The sequence below is a fragment of the Pseudomonas frederiksbergensis genome, assembly GCF_001874645.1.
GTDB lineage: Bacteria > Pseudomonadota > Gammaproteobacteria > Pseudomonadales > Pseudomonadaceae > Aquipseudomonas > Aquipseudomonas frederiksbergensis_B.
Window position 1 is genome coordinate 5126588 of record NZ_CP017886.1, and the last position, 18962, is coordinate 5145549.

13 protein-coding genes and 1 pseudogene are annotated in these 18962 nt (G+C 59.6%); 5 read left to right on the top strand and 9 right to left on the bottom strand.

Annotation, left to right across the window (positions count from 1 at the left end; all coding sequences use genetic code 11):
• The first annotated feature begins 47 nt into the window (after window positions 1-47).
• Window positions 48-1475, top strand: a complete 1428-nt coding sequence (locus BLL42_RS24715; RefSeq protein ID WP_071555040.1) for an FAD/NAD(P)-binding protein — start codon at window positions 48-50, stop codon at window positions 1473-1475.
• A 61-nt stretch (window positions 1476-1536) separates the two neighbouring features.
• On the opposite strand, the gene BLL42_RS24720 is transcribed toward BLL42_RS24715, so the two are convergent.
• Both BLL42_RS24720 and BLL42_RS24725 read right to left on the bottom strand, forming a co-directional pair.
• Entirely contained in the window at window positions 1537-2304 is a 768-nt protein-coding gene (locus BLL42_RS24720) for an SDR family oxidoreductase (RefSeq protein WP_071555042.1), read from the bottom strand.
• Window positions 2305-2342: 38 nt separating this feature from the next.
• Window positions 2343-3410 carry a phosphotransferase family protein gene (locus BLL42_RS24725; protein ID WP_071555044.1) on the bottom strand — a complete coding sequence of 356 codons (1068 nt, stop codon included), beginning with the start codon at window positions 3408-3410 and terminating at the stop codon, window positions 2343-2345.
• Between the two features lie 233 nt (window positions 3411-3643).
• On the opposite strand from BLL42_RS24725, the pseudogene BLL42_RS30585 reads away from it, so the two are divergent.
• A pseudogene (locus tag BLL42_RS30585) lies at window positions 3644-3736 on the top strand (hypothetical protein); the annotation flags it as partial.
• A gap of 16 nt (window positions 3737-3752) precedes the next feature.
• Here the strand turns inward: BLL42_RS30585 and BLL42_RS24730 are convergent.
• Both BLL42_RS24730 and BLL42_RS24735 read right to left on the bottom strand, forming a co-directional pair.
• Window positions 3753-4703 carry a 2-hydroxyacid dehydrogenase gene (locus BLL42_RS24730; RefSeq protein WP_071555046.1) on the bottom strand — a complete coding sequence of 317 codons (951 nt, stop codon included), beginning with the start codon at window positions 4701-4703 and terminating at the stop codon, window positions 3753-3755.
• 196 nt (window positions 4704-4899) lie between these two features.
• Window positions 4900-5424 (bottom strand): cysteine hydrolase family protein, encoded by a 525-nt coding sequence (locus BLL42_RS24735; RefSeq protein ID WP_071555048.1) that lies wholly within the window; start codon window positions 5422-5424, stop codon window positions 4900-4902.
• Between the two features lie 485 nt (window positions 5425-5909).
• Between BLL42_RS24735 and BLL42_RS24740 the strand changes: the two genes are divergently transcribed.
• Window positions 5910-7190, top strand: coding sequence for a serine/threonine transporter (locus tag BLL42_RS24740; protein ID WP_071555049.1), 1281 nt, complete (start codon window positions 5910-5912; stop codon window positions 7188-7190).
• Here BLL42_RS24740 and BLL42_RS24745 read toward each other — a convergent pair.
• From BLL42_RS24745 to BLL42_RS24755, 3 genes are all read right to left on the bottom strand, one after another.
• Window positions 7172-7834: an acyl-homoserine-lactone synthase gene (locus BLL42_RS24745; RefSeq protein WP_071555051.1), complete on the bottom strand. Its 663-nt coding sequence runs from the start codon at window positions 7832-7834 to the stop codon at window positions 7172-7174. The two genes, BLL42_RS24740 and BLL42_RS24745, sit on opposite strands and share 19 nt — an antisense overlap.
• Window positions 7835-7864: 30 nt before the next feature.
• A complete protein-coding gene (locus BLL42_RS24750; protein WP_071555053.1) occupies window positions 7865-8590 on the bottom strand; it encodes an autoinducer binding domain-containing protein in 726 nt (241 codons plus the stop codon).
• Between the two features lie 116 nt (window positions 8591-8706).
• Window positions 8707-9591 carry an alpha/beta fold hydrolase gene (locus tag BLL42_RS24755; protein WP_071555055.1) on the bottom strand — a complete coding sequence of 295 codons (885 nt, stop codon included), beginning with the start codon at window positions 9589-9591 and terminating at the stop codon, window positions 8707-8709.
• Between the two features lie 307 nt (window positions 9592-9898).
• On the opposite strand from BLL42_RS24755, the gene BLL42_RS24760 reads away from it, so the two are divergent.
• A complete protein-coding gene (locus BLL42_RS24760) occupies window positions 9899-11578 on the top strand; it encodes a SulP family inorganic anion transporter (protein ID WP_071555057.1) in 1680 nt (559 codons plus the stop codon).
• Between the two features lie 51 nt (window positions 11579-11629).
• Here BLL42_RS24760 and acnB read toward each other — a convergent pair whose 3' ends face one another.
• On the bottom strand, window positions 11630-14230 hold the full coding sequence (gene acnB, locus BLL42_RS24765; RefSeq protein WP_071555059.1) for a bifunctional aconitate hydratase 2/2-methylisocitrate dehydratase: 2601 nt from the start codon (window positions 14228-14230) through the stop codon (window positions 11630-11632).
• 404 nt (window positions 14231-14634) lie between these two features.
• Between acnB and BLL42_RS24770 the strand changes: the two genes are divergently transcribed.
• A complete protein-coding gene (locus BLL42_RS24770; protein WP_071555061.1) occupies window positions 14635-15105 on the top strand; it encodes a DUF1289 domain-containing protein in 471 nt (156 codons plus the stop codon).
• Between the two features lie 90 nt (window positions 15106-15195).
• Here the strand turns inward: BLL42_RS24770 and metH are convergent, their stop codons facing one another.
• On the bottom strand, window positions 15196-18906 hold the full coding sequence (metH, locus tag BLL42_RS24775) for a methionine synthase (protein WP_071555063.1): 3711 nt from the start codon (window positions 18904-18906) through the stop codon (window positions 15196-15198).
• Window positions 18907-18962: the final 56 nt, after the last annotated feature.

The following is an 18962-nucleotide window of genomic DNA, read 5'->3' on the forward strand; positions in this document are numbered from 1 at the left end:
CTCTAGTGATACAGTTCAGACAACCCCTCCCGATTCGTGAGAACCGCATGAGTGAAATTCCAGGCGGACAGGCAACAGGCGCCATCCGTAACGCTGACATCCTGATCGTTGGCGGTGGCCTGAGCGGCACGTTACTGGCCACGCAGTTGTTGCGATTGCCCGGCAAGCGTCAGGTGCTGGTGATCGAACCCCGCGCCGAGTTGGGCCGGGGCGAAGCCTACAGCGCGGTTGAATTGGGCCATACGCTGAACGGCAATGCCGCGCGGATGAGTGTCGACCCGGACAACAGCGATGACCTGACCCAATGGCTGAGCGCATTTATTGTGAACGGCGGCTGGCCGGAGTCGGACCAGCAGTCGGTGACGGTCGCTGAGTTGTTCCCGCCTCGGGGCATTTTCGGCCTGTATGTACAGCAACGGTTGGCCGAAGCCCAGGCCGTCGGCGCGCGCTATGGCTCAAGCGTCGAGCATGTACGGGGGGAAGTGGTCGACCTGCAAACCGATGAGCACGCCACGTTGCTGACATTGAGTGATGGCTCGCGGTTGCACGGCGCTTTTGCGGTGCTGGCGACCGGCTTGTTCCCGGCCGCGCGAACCCCTCAAGCCGAATCCAGTGGCTTGAACGCTGTAGCCGTGGATCCTTGGGATGTGGCGAAAATGACGCAACTTGATCCGCAATCGACGGTGTTGATCATCGGCTCGGGCCTGACCATGGTCGATGCCGTGGTGTCGCTGGAACAGGCCGGGCATCGTGGACCGATCGACGTATTTTCCCGTCACGGCTTGTTGCCGCAGGTGCGTCGGCAACCACCGGCGTGGACGGATTTCCTTGCCGAAGATCCCGACATCCGCACCCCGCGTCAGCTGATGCATGAACTGCGACGTCATTGCCGTGCCGCGATGGCGGACGGTATCGACTGGCAGGCGCCGCTGGATACCGTGCGTGCGCATATCGGGCGGCTGTGGCGCCAGGCGACAGACGTGCAGCGCCGGCAGTTTGTGCGTCATGTGCGGCCATGGTGGGAAAGTCATCATCATCGATCGCCACCTTTGAGTGCCGAACGGGTGACACGTTTGCAGCAGGAAGGGCGCTTGCGGATTCACGCCGCTTCGTTCAAAGGTCTGGCGCCCTCGGCGGAGGGGCGGGTGAGCATTCGCATTCGTCGTCGCGGTGAGTCTGCGGTGACGGTGGTGAGTGGCGACGCACTGATCAACTCCAGCGGCATCGAATATGACTGGCGCCGGGTCGCCCGGCCATTACCGCAGCAACTGCTGGCCCGCGGGTTGATAAAACCGGGACCATTGGCGTTGGGGATTGCGGCCGATGCGGGCGGTGCGGTGATTGACGCCGAAGGGCAGGTTGCTCAGCGGTTGTTTGCCATGGGTCCACCCCTGCGCGGCATGTGGTGGGAAAGCACGGCGGTGACCGATGTAGCGAGCCAGGCCAAGGCGTTGGCGCAGCGGCTCGCGCTTTAAAGATCGCTCCTGCGCCTGGCGCGGGAGCGATCAGTTCGAGTTGTGGCGCATGTCCGTTGAATCAGGACAGGAAACCACCGTCCACATTCAACGAAACCCCGGTCGTGTAGCTCGACGCATCACTCGCCAAATAAAGCACCGCACCGGCCATTTCGCTTGGGTCCGCCACACGCTTGAGCGGGATCTGCTGCAACGCGGTCTTCAAAATCGCATCATTCTTCACCAGCGCCGAAGCAAACTTGGTGTCGGTAAGACCCGGCAACAATGCATTACAACGAATCCCGAACTGCGCACATTCCTTGGCGAACACCTTGGTCATGTTGATCACCGCCGCCTTGGTCACCGAGTAGATACCCTGGAAGATGCCCGGCGAAATGCCGTTGATCGACGCGACGTTGATGATGCTCCCGCCACCGTTCTCGCGCATCAGCTTGCCGGCTTCCACCGACATGAAGAAGTAGCCGCGAATGTTCACGTCGACGGTTTTCTGGAAGGCGCTGAGATCGGTGTCCAGCACGTTGCAGAACTGCGGGTTGGTCGCGGCGTTGTTGACCAGGATGTCCAGGCGACCGAATTGCTCGCGAATACCGGCGAAGACTTGGGTGATCTGTTCCATTTCACCGATGTGGCAGGCGACGGCGGTGGCTTTACCGCCATCGGCGATGATCGCATCGGCCACGTGCTGGCAGCCGTCGAGTTTGCGGCTCGACACAATCACATGGGCGCCTTGCTGGGCCAGCAGTTTGGCGATGGCTTCACCGATGCCACGGCTGGCGCCGGAGACAAAAGCGATTTTACCGTCGAGGTCGAACAACTGAGTCTTGGACATGGTTTTTCCTTGTGATGGGCGTAGCGCCAGGCGCGCAATCAGAGGCTGGATTTGTGGATGACCTGCAGGCTCATCTGCTCCAGCAGTTTGTTCATGTGAATGAACGGCGCGAAGCGTTTGTCCTGGGTCTGGCCATGGAAGAAACGGTAGTAGATCTGCTGCACGATTCCGGCCAGGCGGAACAGCCCGTAGGTGTAGTAGAAGTCGACGTTGTCGATCTTGATCCCCGAGCGTTCGGCGTAGTAATCGACAAATTCGCGACGGGTCAGCATGCCGGGGGCGTGGCTCGGTTGACGGCGCATCAGTTGCACCGGTGCCGGGTCGCTGGCTTCGATCCAGTAGGCGAGGGTGTTGCCCAGATCCATCAGCGGATCGCCGAGGGTGGTCAGCTCCCAATCCAGTACGCCGATGATCTGCATCGGGTTGTTCGGGTCGAGGATCACGTTGTCGAAGCGGTAGTCGTTGTGGACGATACTCGACGTTGGGTGGTCGGCTGGCATCTTGTCGTTGAGCCAGTCTTTGACCGCTTGCCAGCTCGGCGCATCGGGCGTCAGGGCTTTTTCGTAGCGCTCGCTCCAGCCACGAATCTGCCGTGCAACATAACCTTGCGGCTTACCCAGGTCGGCCAAGCCACAGGCCTGGTAATCGACGCGGTGCAGCTCGACGAATTTATCGATGAAGCTTTTGCACAAGGCTTCGGTTTTAGCGGCGTCGAGGCCCAGCTCCGGTGGCAGTTCGGCGCGCAGGATGATCCCCTTGACCCGTTCCATCACATAGAACTCGGCACCGATCACCGATTCGTCGGTGCAGTGCACATAGGCTTTCGGGCAATACGGAAAACCGTCCTTGAGCTGATTGAGAATGCGATATTCACGGCCCATGTCGTGGGCGGATTTGGCCTTGTGGCCAAACGGCGGCCGACGCAGCACGAACTCCTGCCCGGGGTATTCCAGCAGGTACGTCAGGTTTGAAGCGCCACCGGGGAACTGGCTGATCTGCGGTAACCCGCTCAGGCCCGGAATGTGCGCCTTGAGGTACGGATCGATCAGGCTGGCATCGAGTTCTTCGCCAGAGCGGATACGGGTGGACTGGTCAGTAAGCGCCATGCTTATCCCTTCTGCTTATTTTGGAGGCCAGACATCATTGACTAATCTAATGGCGCGCCGGGGTCGCCACAAGCGCGGCAAGGTCTTATAGGTTAGCGTGTTGCTGGATAATCAGCGTTCCTGATGTGTGAGAACAGGCGGGGCGGACTATGGTTCAGAGGAGCAGCGTTTCCAGGAAGGAGATTCGAAATGGGCTGTCCGCAAGTGTGCGCCACCGCGACCACTGCAATGGGTGGGGCAATAAACCGCTGAGCGAACTGCTTGGCGAGTTGATATCGGCTGACGCGGAGTCGCGTCGACTCTGGACGTTATTGGGGATTCTCTAACCCCCGTCATGTTATCTCAGAGCGACTTGGGCAACTTTACAGGCGTCAATACCGGACGATCGGAGAAAAACGCCATCAGGTTCTGCCCGACCAGTTCAACGGTTCCCCGGGCCGCTTCCGGTGACAGGCCGGCCACATGGGGCGTGAGGATCACGTTGCTCAATGCCTTGAGCGCATCCGGTACCTGAGGCTCTGCATCGAATACATCGAGCGCGGCACCGGCGATCCGCCGTTGCTCGAGCGCGGTAATCAGATCGTTGGTGGCAACCACGCTGGCGCGAGCAATGTTGACGATAAAACCGTGCGGGCCCAAGGCATCCAGCACCTGTTTGTTGACCAGGTGTTGCGTGCCGATGCCGCCAGGCGTGCAAACGATCAGAAAGTCAGAGGCCCGGGCCAGCTCGGTGGGCGTCGAACAAAAGTCGTAGGGGACGTCGCTGAGCAACTGACGGCTGTGGTAACTCACCGTCATGTCGAAGCCATTGGCGGCGCGTTTGGCGACGGCCATGCCGACGGCGCCGAGGCCCAGAATGCCCACGTGCTTGCCGGCCAGTGAAGGGCGCATGATCTTCGGCCATTCACCGCGGCGCACCGCCGCGTCGCACCGAGGGATGTCACGCACCAACGACAGCAACAAGGCCATCGCATGATCGGCCACCGACGAGGCGTTTACGCCAGCGCCATTGGTGACGGTAATGCCCCGGTCGCTGGCGGCTTGCAAGTCGACCTGCTCGTAACCGGCACCGATCACGCAGATGATTTTCAGGTTCGCCAGCGCGGCGATTTCGTCGGCGTACAGCCCCAAAGGGCCGCGCGTCAGCACGGCGTCGATCTGCCCGCCGTGACTGGCGATGGCCTGGGCACGTTCGGCGGGAGTAGGGGCGAGAATCAGGTGGAAGCCTTGATTTTCAAGAATCGGCAGGTAGTCGTTAATGGTTTCAACCAGTACCAGTACGGTTGCAGGCATGCTGGGCTCCTGTAGGCACGGAATGTCGGGGATCGAATGTTGTTTCAGGTTGCTGACTCCGGATCGGTTTGGCAATCACCCGTAATAGAAGCAAGATCAAAAGATCGCAGCCTGCGGCAGCTCCTACGGGATCACAATCGTTGCGGCGAACGTGGTCAATGTAGGAGCTGCCGCAGGCTGCGATCTTTTGAGCGCGTCAGAACCTGGCCTCCGCAGTGTTCAGTAATTTGACGAACGCCCCGCCAAGGGTTGCATTGTGGTGCTCAATGATCATTTTGGCCGATAACGCCGCAGCGTCCATGCAGGTGTGAGCATCGGCGACCAGCGTAACTTGAAAGCCCTGTTCAGCCGCGGCTCGGCAGGTACTGTCGATGCAATACTGGGTTTTCATGCCGACGATGAACAATTGCTTTATCGAAGCGTCGGTGAGCTGTTGTGCCAGTTGAGTACCGAGGAAGCAATTGGGGCGGGTTTTATCGAACAGGGTGTCGACATTGGCATCCAGCTCCAGCTCGGGAAGCAATTGCCAGAATGGGCTGCCAGCCTCGATGGGCGAACCCTGAGGGCCGGTGTGGCGTACCGCATAAATCGGCACTTTACACGCCCGGGCCTGGCGAATGAGTTGCTGGATGTTGGCAAGCACTCGTTCGCCGTCGTGGGGCTTGTCCGGGCCGTTGAACAGACCGACCTGCATATCGATGATCAGAAGTGCCGATGACATAGGTGTTTCTCCGTGTGGTGCCAGATGGACGGAGAAAAAAAGGCCCCGTCCATTGCTGGCGGGGCCTTGGGTTCACTGCGCTGTATTCATTTCAGCCAGCCACCGTACGACCCGCCGGAAGCGGTCGTGGTGGTGCGGGTGAGGTTCAGCGCAAGAAAATTCATGGGCCGATCATGCTGTGGGTTCAGTAAACATGTCAATAGATCCATAAGGCGCTTCTTGAGTGTACTCAGTTGGCGTATTGAGTGACCCCATTAAGCAGATCCTCCGGGTTTCACGCGTTCAGGCGGCGGTTTTTGTGGGCTGTGGCGACAAAAGCCATTTTTGATCATCTGATCCGCACAACTGTTCCTCAGCTAAGTCTTTGCTTCTGCTCATGAATCCCGGAGAATCGCGCCCCTGTTTCGGCCAGGGCGCTGCCTGTCAGCTTTTTCTGACTCGTCCTGACCGAGTGGCAAGTGACCGGAATGCGGAGATCCGACCGGATGAATGATCAGGCCAATAGCGTTGATGAACGCTATGAAGCGGCGGCACCAGCAAGCCTCAGCAGTTGGAATCGCCATGACACCACCTGGATGCTGGGCCTGTTTGGCACAGCGATTGGTGCGGGTACCCTGTTTTTGCCGATCAACGCAGGTCTAGGCGGTTTCTGGCCGCTGTTGATCCTGGCGTTGCTGGCGTTCCCCATGACCTTTTACGCACACCGTGGCCTGACCCGCTTCGTGTTATCCGGTCGCGCGGGGGCAGATATCACCGAAGTCGTCGAAGAACATTTCGGGATCAAGGCCGGCGCCCTGATCACCTTGCTGTACTTCTTCGCGATCTTCCCGATCCTGCTGATCTACAGCGTTGCCCTGACCAACACCGTGGGCAGTTTCCTCGAGCACCAGTTGCACATCATGCCGCCACCGCGGGCGATTCTGTCGTTCGTGCTGATCCTCGGTTTGCTGGCCGTGGTGCGCTGCGGCGAGCAGATGATCGTCAAGGCCATGAGCCTGATGGTGTACCCGTTCATCGTTGCGCTACTGTTTCTGGCAGTGTTCCTGATTCCGCACTGGAACGGCGGCATTCTCGCCACCGCGAGCACCTTGCCCGAGCCTTCGGCGTTGCTGCACACGCTGTGGCTGGCGATTCCGGTGATGGTGTTCTCGTTCAACCACTCGCCGATCATCTCGGCCTTCGCGGTGGACCAGAAGCGTCGTTATGGCGTACACGCCGAAGAACGCAGCTCGCAAATCCTGTCTCGCGCTCACGCCCTGATGGTCGTGATGGTGCTGTTCTTCGTCTTCAGTTGCGTGCTGACCCTGTCGCCAGCACAACTGGCCGAGGCCAAGGCGCAGAACCTGTCGATCCTGTCGTACCTGGCCAACCACTTCAGCAACCCGACGATCGCGTTCGCCGCGCCTTTGATTGCGTTCGTGGCCATTTCCAAGTCGTTCCTGGGCCACTACATCGGCGCCAGCGAAGGCCTCAAGGGGCTGATCGTCAAGACCGGTCGCCGTCCGGCGCCGAAGACCCTGGATCGTATGACCGCCGCGTTCATGCTGGTGGTCTGCTGGATCGTCGCCACGCTGAACCCGAGCATCCTGGGGATGATCGAAACTCTCGGTGGCCCGGTCATCGCCGCGATTCTGTTCCTGATGCCGATGTACGCGATCCGCAAGGTGCCAGCCATGGCGCGTTATCGCGGCCAAGCCTCCAACGTCTTTGTGACGCTGGTGGGCCTGGTGGCGATTTCGGCGCTGATCTACTCGCTGACCGCCTGAGTCCGTAGCGGCTCGGTCCGGAAAACCCGGGCCGGGCCGTTACGTATAAATGCCTGATTCAGTGAGGTAACGGCCGCTGACTGCGCGTGAAGCGCGGCGCGGCCGTTTTTTTGGTATGCCGCAAAGCTCAGGGTGACTACCTGTTCCTGGTTCACCCGTTGCGGTTGGCCTAGACGTTTCAGCAGCACGCCATTACGCAAGAAGTAACGCTCCAGTGCCGGGGTGGTGACCGCTACCACCTCGTTTGCACCCAGCTCCCAGGCCGTGTTCAAACTGTGCCAGAACACCCGCATTGGCAATTTCCCCTGTTCGAGCGCACTGGCGGCAAAACGCGATATTTCCCAGGCATCGTTGCGCCGTGGTGTGGGTTGGTCGCAGAGAAAGGCAAATTCTTCGCATAGCAGATACGGCTCAGTGGTCGGCAACAGCCGGGCGCAGCCATGGATGTGTTGTTGTGGGTCAAGGGCGATGATGTAGCGCGTTTCGTTGTGGTCAAACTGATCGAATTCGCGCCCTGGCAACGCGCCGGAGGACTCGAGTTGCCAGCCAAGGTGCTTGATGAAAACCTTGTGCCGGTAGCGGCCCAGGTCGTCATGCAGGCTGGGGGAGAGCTCGTGATGGTGTCGTGTAATCACGGTGATCATGGGGCGATATCCTTATCGTGGTGTGAGGATTCAGATCAGCCCAAGCACCGCCGCATAGGCGGCAGCCAGGGTTTTGTTGGAGGCGCCGAACTTCTTCTGAACGATCTTCAGATGAAAATTCACAGTATTCACCGAGATGCCAAGGATCAGCGCAATTTCACCGGAGCTTTTGCCGTCTGCGGTCCATTGCAGGATTTCTCGCTCGCGTTGGCTGAGCTCGATGGTTTCGCCGAGCGTCTGAGGGTGAGCGATGTCGCCGAGTCGTGCGCTCACCAGCTCGATGATGCAGCGCAGGCGCAAGCGGATTTCCTCGTACTGCGCCTCGGCAACGGCCGTTTGATCGCGTGCAACCGAGAGCACGCACAGTGCATTGTTCGGCGCGTGGGCGGGCACGGTCATCCCGACGCGCAGACCCCAGTCCTGGGCTTCATGCCATAGGTTGGGGCTGCGGTGGAAGAGGGCATCGTTCCACACGATCAGTTGGTTGGAGCGCAATCCATTGAGGATCGAGGGATCGATCGCGGCATAGTTTTGCTGGTGGTAATGCTCCATCCATTGCTGGGGGTAAGACCCGTAGATCTCGGTTTTGGGTCGGGTGAAGGGAATCGAATGGCGTACTCCGTAAGCGTAGTAATCAAAACCCAGTTGCTGAATTTCCTGTTCCAGAAGCGCAAAAATCCCAGGCGCTTCCTGTTGCTCGAGTATTTTCATGCGCAGGTCATTCCACCAGTGCATGAAATCTCTATCCCTTTCCATGGCAGTCGCCTTGATTCCGTGCACAGGAGGGAATCTAGTCCACGACGACTCGCTGTCAATGTTTAATGACACCTTTATGACCATCGCGAGCGCTCTGGCCCGGCTTTCTAGCGTTTTCAGGCGCAGCGGAACCGGATGACATTGGACCGTTGCGTTTGCACCGGTTCAACTGGGCGATCGAGCAAATGGCCTAGCAGTGCGCGATGCACCCGTGCCGCCGAGCATGTCGATTCCAGGTCCAGGAAGTGCCCGGTGTCTTCGATCACTGAAAAGCTGCAAGCAGCAATGTAACGCTGAAATTGCAGTGCATTTTCGGCGGTGGTGTATTCGTCCCGGCTGCCGTTGATGAAATGGACGGGACTGGCAATGTCGCTGAAGCGCTGCAGATAGCCGCCTCCTTTGAGGTGCAGCACCTGATTGATATGGAAGCGCGCTTGCCGGAATTCGGCACTGGCCAGCGAAGTCATGTACTGGTGATTGGCGACTTTCAAGCGCTGCGGCAGGTATTTGCCGACGGTATCGTTGAGCAGATGACCAATACCTGACGCGTCGTCCCGTTCAATCAGCTCCTGGGCCCGCTTTACGTAGTCGAGCATGGCGCGGTTGAGGACGGGAGCGAAGGAGGTGACCGCCGAACTGACGATACTCGGCGGGTTATGCGTGAGGGCCAGCAGGGTCGAAATGCCACCCCAGAAGGTCGACACCAGGTGGTTGACCTCAAAGCGTTCGATCAGCGCCAGTAGAATCCCGACTTCATCCTCTTTGCTCACCAACCCTTGATCTGTATTGTGTGGGCGCGACTGACCGGCAAACGGCAGATCGAACAGCACGACATTGAAATGCTCCGCCAGGCATTTGCTGGTTCGGGCGAACGCCGCGGTGGTCGCCAGCCCGCCATTGACCAGCATCACGGTTTTGCGACGTGGGTCGTTGCCGATTCGGTCGACGTAGATCCGGTAGTGCTTGAATACGTTATTGATCACCCAAGGGTCACTCGACATCACAACATCTCCAGCATTGACTTCGAAAAGCGTGCAATCGTCAGGCAGCACAAACCTGTTCGGGGTTGAACGGTTGGAAGATTTTTAACAAGCGCTCGGGTTACGGACAACTACCTGATCTGGTAGGGCGCGTTGCCGGGCGCTGCTGGAAATGCAGCTGCGCAACCTCTGGTCGAGGCTTTCAGGCAGTGACCAGCGGTTGATTAACGGCTACGCTTGTGCCTGCAAAACAACGTGATGGGCCGTCTGTTTTGTGCCGTTGTCGATGATCTGGCCGGCTTGGAATCGCTTGTCTGGAGACACCTGATTGCCGACTGAACCTCCGATTGCCCCACCTGAAAACACGACCGAACGTCCGAACCGCGGGCAGGACCTGTTGGCCGGGCTGTCGATTGCCGGATTGTTACTGCCAGAGGCTGTCGCTTATTCGAGTATTGCGGCCCTGGCGCCTCAGGCCGGGGTTATTGCCCTGTTCGCCGGTTTGCTCTGCTATGGGCTGTTTGGCACCAGCCGGTTTGCCATCGTTTCCGCAACTTCTTCGTCAGCCGCCGTGCTGGCGGCCGCCACCGCCACACTGGCCAATGGCGACCCGCAACTTCGAGCGAGCTTGGCCATTGGGCTGGTCCTGGTCACCGGGGCGTTCTTTTTGCTGGCCGGGTTGTTCAAGCTTGGCAGTGTGACGTCGTTCATCGCCAAGCCGGTATTGCGCGGCTTTGCCTTTGGCCTGGCGCTGACGATCATTCTCAAACAAGTTGCCAGTGTGGTGGGCGTACACCTGAGCGACGGCAACCTGATTCGCTTTTTGCCGCAGTTGCTGGAGCAATTGCCGCAGTGGAACTGGGCCGCTGCCGGTGTGGCCGCAGTGGCGTTGGCATTGTTGGGGGTGTTTGGGCGGTTCCGGCGCTTGCCAGGTGGCTTGCTGGTGGTGGTGATCGGCATCGCGGCAGGACAGTGGCTGAACCTGCCGGCCTATGGGGTCAAGCTGATCGGCGTCATCGACCTGAGTCTGGAAGTCCCGAAGCTGCCGGTGCTGCCGTTTGCCGACTGGTTGCGCCTGGGGGAGTTGGGTTTTGCCATGGTGATGATCCTGTATGCGGAGTCTTATGGCTCGATCAGTTCCTTCGCACTCAAACACGGTGATCGGGTGTCCTCGAACCGGGATTTGCTGGCGTTGGGGGCGTCCAACCTGCTGTCCGGGTTGTTTCACGGGATGCCGGCGGGGGCCGGGTATTCTGCGACTTCCGCCAATGAGGCCGCCGGTGCGACTTCGCGTTTGGCCGGTGGCGTGGCAGCGTTGGTGGTGCTGGCTATCGTCCTGACGGTGCTGCCTTACATTGCCTTGACCCCAGAGCCGATACTGGCCGCGATCGTCATGCATGCGCTGGGCCGTGGCTTGAGCCTGCAACCGCTGGGGCGTTATTTCGTCTGGCGCCGTGATCGCCTGCTGGTGATCTGCGCCGTGGCGGCCGTGTTGGTGCTGGGCGTGCTGGACGGTTTGCTGGTGGCGGTGGCGATCAGTGTGCTGCTGATGCTCAAGCAAATGTCGGCGGCGGATATCCAGATTCTCGGGCACATCGGCGCAGGGCATGACTTTGTCGACGTGCAGCATCACCCATTGGCCAAGGCAGTGCCGGGAATGCTGATCGTCCGACCGGGCGAAGCGCTGTTCTTCGCCAATGTCGAGCGGATTCTCGGTGGTGCTTTACGACTGATCAGACACGCTGAAACACCGATTCATACGGTGATTATCAGTCTGGAAGAGTCACCGGACCTGGACGGCACCAGCATCGAGGCAATGCAGGAGTTTTTCTTGCGGGTACGCAACGAAGGCAAGCGCCTGGTGCTGGCGCGTCTCAAGCATGAGGCGCAAGCGGCGTTGTCGGCACTGCCGGAGGCGGAGCGCTCGCAGGTCATTCTCAGTGGTTCGAGCGTTGACGGCGCGGTGCAGGAGGCGTTCAAGACGCAAGGGCAGAACGTTCAGGCATAAAAAAACGCCGCGCACCTTACGATGCGCGGCGTTTTCTATGGCGTTGCACCGTTAGGCTTGAATGACCGGAATGTTGGCATTCGCAGCAGCTTCACGGAACTCGGCGATCTGGTCGAAACTCAGGTAGCGATAAACATCGCTGGCCATGGTGTCGATTTCTTTCGCGTAGGCCATGTACTCCTCGACGGTCGGCAGGCGACCCAGGATCGAAGCCACCGACGCCAGCTCGGCCGAAGCCAGGTAGACGTTGGCGCCATCGCCCAGGCGGTTCGGGAAGTTACGGGTCGATGTCGACACTACGGTGGCGTTCGGTTCAACGCGAGCCTGGTTACCCATGCACAGCGAGCAGCCTGGCATTTCCATGCGCGCGCCAGCCTTGCCGTAGATGCCGTAGTAGCCTTCTTCGGTCAGTTGGTGAGCGTCCATCTTGGTCGGCGGCGACAGCCACAGACGGGTTGGCAGCTGACCCTTGACCTGATCCAGCAGTTTACCGGCAGCGCGGAAGTGACCGATGTTGGTCATGCACGAACCGATGAACACTTCGTCGATCTTCTGGCCAGCAACGCTGGACAGCAGACGGGCGTCGTCCGGATCGTTCGGCGCGCAGAGCACAGGCTCTTTGATGTCGGCCAGGTCGATTTCGATGGTTTCAGCGTATTCGGCATCAGCATCGGCAACCATCAGCTCAGGGTTGGCGATCCAGGCTTCCATCGCTTGAGCACGACGTTCCAGGGTACGCGCATCGCCGTAGCCTTCGCCGATCATCCAGCGCAGCAGGGTGACGTTGGAGCTCAGGTACTCGGTGATCGATTCTTTCGACAGCTTGATGGTGCAACCGGCAGCCGAACGTTCGGCCGAGGCGTCGGACAGCTCGAAGGCTTGTTCGATGCTCAGGTTGTCCAGGCCTTCGATTTCCAGGATGCGGCCGGAGAAGGCGTTCTTCTTGCCTTTCTTCTCTACGGTCAGCAGGCCAGCCTGGATCGCGTAGTAAGGAATGGCGTGAACCAGGTCACGCAGGGTGACGCCCGGTTGCATTTTGCCTTTGAAGCGCACCAGGATCGATTCCGGCATGTCCAGTGGCATCACGCCAGTGGCTGCGGCGAACGCGACCAGACCGGAACCGGCCGGGAACGAGATGCCCATCGGGAAACGGGTGTGCGAGTCGCCACCGGTGCCGACGGTGTCCGGCAGCAGCATGCGGTTCAGCCAGCTGTGGATGATGCCGTCGCCCGGACGCAGGGAAACGCCGCCGCGGGTCATGATGAAGTCTGGCAGGGTGTGGTGAGTGGTGACGTCGATCGGCTTTGGATAGGCCGCGGTGTGGCAGAAGGACTGCATTACCAGATCGGTCGAGAAGCCCAGGCACGCCAGGTCTTTCAGTTCGTCACGGGTCATCGGGCCAGTGGTGTCCTGGGAACCGACGGTGGTCATTTTCGGTTCGCAGTAAGTACCTGGACGAACGCCAGCTACGCCGCACGCCTTGCCGACCATTTTCTGCGCCAGGGTGAAGCCCTTGGTACTTTCAGCCGGAGCTTCCGGCTTCTTGAACAGGTCGGACGGTGGCAGACCCAGCTCGGCACGCGCCTTCTCGGTCAGGCCACGGCCGATGATCAACGGGATACGGCCGCCAGCACGGACTTCGTCCAACAGAACCGGGGTCTTCATTTCGAAGGTGGTCAGGACTTCATCAGTACCGTGTTTGCAGACTTTGCCAGCATGAGGGTACAGGTCGATCACGTCGCCCATGTTCATGTTGGTGACGTCGAATTCGATTGGCAGTGCGCCGGCATCTTCCATGGTGTTGTAGAAGATCGGAGCGATTTTGCTGCCGAAGCAGAAACCGCCAGCGCGCTTGTTCGGTACGTAAGGAACGTCGTCGCCGAAGAACCACAGCACCGAGTTGGTCGCCGATTTACGCGAAGAACCGGTACCCACTACGTCGCCGACGTAGGCGATCGGGAAACCTTCACCGCGCATGGCTTCGATCTGCTTCATCGGACCGGTGACGCCTTGCTCATCCGGCACGATGCCGTCACGGGCCATTTTCAGCATGGCCAGGGCGTGCAGCGGGATGTCTGGACGGGACCAGGCATCAGGAGCAGGGGACAGGTCGTCGGTGTTGGTTTCGCCGGTGACTTTGAATACGCGCAGGCTGATCTTGTCGGCCAGGACCGGGCGGTTCTTGAACCACTCGCCGTCAGCCCAGGATTGCAGTACGCCTTGAGCGTGAACGTTGCCGTTCTTGGCTTTTTCCGCGACGTCGTGGAACGCATCGAACATCAGCAGGGTGTGCTTGAGTTGCGCGGCAGCGACTGCAGCCAGTTCGGCGGAGTCGAGCAGGTCAACCAGGGTCACGATGTTGTAGCCGCCTTGCATGGTGCCAAGCAGTTCAACCGCGCGCTTTTTGTCGATCAGAGGGGAAGTGGCTTCGCCTTTGGCCAACGCAGACAGGAAACCGGCCTTTACATAGGCGGCTTCGTCCACGCCAGGCGGAATGCGATTGGTGATCAGGTCAACGAGGAAAGCTTCTTCGCCAGCGGGAGGATTCTTCAGCAGCTCAACCAGGCCTGCAGTTTGTTCGGCGTTAAGCGGCTGGGGAACGATACCCAGTGCTGCACGCTCTTCGATATGTTTGCGGTAGGCTTCAAGCACAGTTATTACCCTCATCAGTGGTCCCAAATGGGTGTCCGGGACGCTCATCCAGAAACTCACGGCACTCAGCGCTCCGTGGCTTTTTGAGCCACTTAGCCTGCGTTGCCGGAATTCCTCACAGAAGCTGCTTTCAAAGTTTTACGCCTGCAGAACGGAGCTGATGAGGGTTGGCGCTGAGTTTTTCCCCGCTGGAAATACTCATCGCCAACACCGCTCTGAAGGAACGACTGTGCTCGTGACGCTTTGAAAACAGCTTCTAACGGACATTGGCGCCTTAAAAGGCTGGCTGATTCTACGGCAAAAAAAATTTAAAGGTAAGTTCGTCCCTGAAGTTTGAGGGGTGATGAATGTTAGACAAAGGGCTAACATGCCGGCCTGTTTTGCTTTTCGCGTTTTGCCTACCTATGCCCAATCAAACCATCAAGACTCCCTGCGTCGGCCTCTGTTCCACTGTTTACGGTGATCTGGTGTGCCGTGGCTGCAAGCGTTTCCACCATGAAGTGATTCACTGGAACGGTTACAACGAGGAAGAAAAACGCGCCGTCTGGCTGCGTCTTGAGCAGTTGCTGGTGCAAGTGATGGCCGGAAAACTCGAGATTTTCGATCCCCGGCGCCTGCGTGAGCAGTTGGAGCAGCGAAAAATCCGCTTTGTGCCGCATCAGTCGGAATATTGCTGGGCGTACCAGTTGATCGCCAGGGGCGCGCGGGTGATCAACAATCTGGAAGCCTACGGGATGGTGTTGCTGCCGGAGTTTCGCGACTGGAGCCTGCCGGAGTTGCGCGATGCCATTGATCGGGAATTCTTCCTGCTGTCGGAAGCGCATTACCAGCGCTATATCGCGCCGGGCTTCCTGAAGGATGCGTTTGGCGGCTGATTGACATCAAACGATCGCAGCCTGCGGCAGCTCCTACGTCGTATGACGTGTCCCGCGTAGGAGCTGGCGCAGCCTGCGATCTTTTGATCTTTAGTTGTCGTAACCGAGATTCGGCGCCAACCAGCGCTCACTCACGCTCAGCTCCTGGCCCTTGCGCGCGGTGTAGCTCTGCACCTGATCCTTGTCGACCTTGCCCACGGCAAAGTACTGCGCCTGCGGGTGGGCGAAGTACCAGCCGCTGACGGCGGCGGCCGGGAACATCGCGTAGTGCTCGGTGAGGAACACCCCGCTGCGACCGGCGTGCATTTCGCTGGCCTCAGGATCCAGCAGCGCGAACAACGTGCCTTTCTCGGTGTGGTCCGGGCAGGCTGGATAGCCGGGGGCAGGGCGGATGCCGGTGTATTGCTCTTTGATCAGCGCCTCGTTGTCGAGGGTCTCGTCCTTGGCATAACCCCAGTAGTCTTTACGAACCTGCTGGTGCAGCCACTCGGCACAGGCCTCGGCCAAACGGTCGGCCAGTGCCTTGACCATGATCGAGTTGTAATCGTCGCCAGCGTCCTGATAGGCCTTGGCGACTTCTTCGGCGCCGATCCCGGCGGTGGTGATGAAACCACCTACGTAGTCGGTAATGCCGCTGTCTTTCGGTGCGACGAAGTCGGCCAGGGAGAAGTTCGGCTTGCCGTCGGTCTTGATGATCTGCTGGCGCAGGTGATGCAAGCGGGCCAACGGCTTGCCGTCGTCGCCATAGACTTCCAGGTCATCGTCGTGCACCTGATTGGCCGGCCAGAAGCCAAACACCGCACGGGCGCTGATGAGCTTCTCGTCGATCAGTTTAGCGAGCATTTCCTGAGCGTCGGCGTACAGCGCGGTGGCGGCTTCACCGACCACTTCGTCTTCGAGGATGCGCGGGAATTTACCGGCCAGGTCCCAGGAGATGAAGAACGGCGTCCAGTCGATGTACTCGGCCAGCACCTTCAAATCAATGTTGTCCAGCACCTTGGCGCCGGTGAAGGTTGGCTTGACGGGCTCATAGCTGCTCCAGTCGAACTGCGGCTTCTTGGCGATTGCCGCCGGGTAGCTCAAACGCTCGGTGCGGGCGCTGCGGTTAGCCGTACGCTCGCGGACTTCGACATATTCCTCGCGGGTTCTCTCGACGAAACCGGCCTTCAGTTCCTTGGACAGCAACTGTGTCGCCACGCCGACGGCGCGTGAGGCGTCGGTGACGTAGACCACTGCGTCGTTGCTGTACTTGGGTTCGATCTTCACTGCCGTGTGGGCCTTGGAAGTGGTCGCACCACCGATCATCAGCGGCAGATGGAAATCCTGGCGCTGCATCTCGCGGGCCACATGGACCATCTCGTCCAGCGAAGGCGTAATCAAACCGGACAGGCCGATGATGTCGCACTTCTGCTCTTTGGCCACTTGCAGGATTTTTTCGGCCGGTACCATCACGCCGAGGTCGACGATGTCGTAGCCGTTACAGCCGAGCACCACGCCAACGATGTTCTTGCCGATATCGTGCACGTCGCCCTTGACCGTGGCCATCAGGATCTTGCCCTTGGCTTCCGGTTTGTCGCCTTTTTCCAGCTCGATGAACGGGATCAGGTGCGCCACCGCCTGCTTCATCACGCGGGCGGATTTCACCACCTGCGGCAGGAACATCTTGCCGGCGCCAAACAGGTCGCCAACGATGTTCATGCCGGACATCAGCGGGCCTTCGATGACCTCGATTGGCCGGGCAAAGGACTGCCGGGATTCTTCGGTGTCTTCCACAATGTGCGTGGTGATGCCTTTGACCAGCGCGTGCTCCAGACGCTTGTTGACGTCCCAGCTGCGCCATTCCTCGGTCTCGGCTTCCTTGACGCTGCCATCGCCCTTGTACTTGTCGGCAATCGCCAACAGGGCGTCGGTGCCTTCCGGGGTGCGGTTGAGGATCACGTCCTCGACTGCATCGCGCAATTCAGCCGGAATCTGGTCGTAGATCTCCAGTTGACCGGCGTTGACGATACCCATGGTCAGGCCGTTGCGGATCGCATACAGCAGGAACACCGAGTGGATCGCTTCACGCACCGGGTTGTTGCCACGGAACGAGAACGACACGTTGGACACGCCGCCCGAGGTCAGCGCGTACGGCAGTTCGTCACGGATATAGGCGCAGGCATTGATGAAGTCGACCGCGTAGTTGTTGTGCTCTTCGATGCCGGTGGCCACGGCGAAGATGTTCGGGTCGAAGATGATGTCTTCCGGCGGGAAGTCGACTTCGTTGACCAGAATGTCGTAGGAGCGTTTGCAGATTTCTTTCTTGCGCGCTTCGGTGTCGGCCTGGCCGGCTTCGTCGAAGGCCATCACCACCACGGCAGCGCCGTAGCGCTTGCACAGTTTGGCGTGGTGAATGAACTGCTCGACGCCTTCCTTCATGCTGATGGAGTTGACGATGCCCTTGCCCTGGATGCACTTGAGGCCGGCTTCAATCACTTCCCATTTCGAGGAGTCGATCATGATTGGCACGCGGGAGATGTCCGGCTCGCCAGCGATCAGATTGAGGAAGGTCACCATGGCCTTCTTCGAATCGAGCATGCCCTCGTCCATGTTGATGTCGATCACCTGCGCGCCGGCTTCGACCTGTTGCAGGGCGACTTCCAGGGCTTCGGTGTAGTTGTCTTCACGGATCAGCCGGGCGAACTTGGCGGAACCGGTGATGTTGGTCCGCTCGCCGACGTTGACGAACAACGAGCTGCGATCGATGGTGAATGGCTCCAGACCCGACAGGCGGCACGCCTTGGGGATGTCCGGAATCTGCCGTGGCGCATAACCGGCGACCGCTTTGGCGATGGCCTCGATGTGCCCCGGCGTGGTGCCGCAGCAGCCGCCGACGATGTTCAGGAAACCGCTTTGGGCGAATTCTTCGATGACCTTGGCGGTTTCCACCGGCAGCTCATCGTATTCACCGAATTCGTTCGGCAGGCCGGCGTTCGGATGCGCCGAAACGTAGGTGCTGGCCTTGTTCGACAGCTCTTCCAGGTACGGACGCAGCTCACGTGCGCCAAGGGCGCAGTTCAGGCCGACGGAAATCGGCTTGGCGTGGGCGACGGAGTTCCAGAAGGCTTCGGTGGTCTGGCCGGACAGGGTGCGGCCGGAGGCATCGGTGATGGTCCCGGAGATCATGATCGGCAGCTCGAAACCGACTTCCTCGAACACACCTTGCACGGCAAAGATCGCGGCTTTGGCGTTCAAGGTGTCGAAAATGGTTTCGATCAGGATCAGGTCGGCGCCGCCTTCGATCAGGCCTTTGGTGGCCTCGGTGTAGTTCTCCACCAGTTCATCGAAGGTCACGTTGCGGTAGCCAGGGTTATTCACGTCCGGCGACAGCGAGCAAGTGCGGCTGGTCGGGCCCAGGACACCGGCGACAAAACGTGGTTTGTCCGGGGTTTCGAGGGTCTTGGCGTCCGCCACCTTGCGTGCGAGGCGTGCGCCTTCTACGTTTAACTCGTACGCCAGGCCCTGCATGCCGTAATCTGCCTGGGATACCTGGGTGGCGTTGAAGGTGTTGGTTTCCAGAATGTCGGCGCCGGCATCCAGGTATTGCTTCTCGATCGCCCCGATCACGTCCGGGCGGCTCAGTACCAGCAAGTCGTTGTTGCCCTTGACGTCGCTTGGCCAGTCGGCAAAGCGTTTGCCACGGTAGTCCTGTTCCTCGAGCTTGTAGCTCTGGATCATTGTGCCCATGCCGCCATCGAGAATCAGGATGCGCTCTTTGAGGGCTTGCTTGAGGACGTGTAGGCGAGCACTGCGATCGGACATTAGGACTACCTGGTAAGGCCATTACGAAGGGCCGGGATAATAGCAAACCTGTGCGC

Excerpts from the sequence above, each read along its gene's own strand:
- BLL42_RS24730 (WP_071555046.1), bottom strand. The coding sequence starts at position 4,703 with ATGCCTGCAACCGTACTGGTACTGGTTGAAACCATTAACGACTACCTG.
- metH (WP_071555063.1), bottom strand. The coding sequence starts at position 18,906 with ATGTCCGATCGCAGTGCTCGCCTACACGTCCTCAAGCAAGCCCTCAAA.
- BLL42_RS24735 (WP_071555048.1), bottom strand. The coding sequence starts at position 5,424 with ATGTCATCGGCACTTCTGATCATCGATATGCAGGTCGGTCTGTTCAAC.
- BLL42_RS24725 (WP_071555044.1), bottom strand. The coding sequence starts at position 3,410 with ATGGCGCTTACTGACCAGTCCACCCGTATCCGCTCTGGCGAAGAACTC.
- BLL42_RS24750 (WP_071555053.1), bottom strand. The coding sequence starts at position 8,590 with ATGGAAAGGGATAGAGATTTCATGCACTGGTGGAATGACCTGCGCATG.
- BLL42_RS24720 (WP_071555042.1), bottom strand. The coding sequence starts at position 2,304 with ATGTCCAAGACTCAGTTGTTCGACCTCGACGGTAAAATCGCTTTTGTC.
- BLL42_RS24745 (WP_071555051.1), bottom strand. The coding sequence starts at position 7,834 with ATGATCACCGTGATTACACGACACCATCACGAGCTCTCCCCCAGCCTG.
- BLL42_RS24715 (WP_071555040.1), top strand. The coding sequence starts at position 48 with ATGAGTGAAATTCCAGGCGGACAGGCAACAGGCGCCATCCGTAACGCT.
- BLL42_RS24770 (WP_071555061.1), top strand. The coding sequence starts at position 14,635 with ATGCCCAATCAAACCATCAAGACTCCCTGCGTCGGCCTCTGTTCCACT.
- BLL42_RS24755 (WP_071555055.1), bottom strand. The coding sequence starts at position 9,591 with ATGTCGAGTGACCCTTGGGTGATCAATAACGTATTCAAGCACTACCGG.
- BLL42_RS24740 (WP_071555049.1), top strand. The coding sequence starts at position 5,910 with ATGAATGATCAGGCCAATAGCGTTGATGAACGCTATGAAGCGGCGGCA.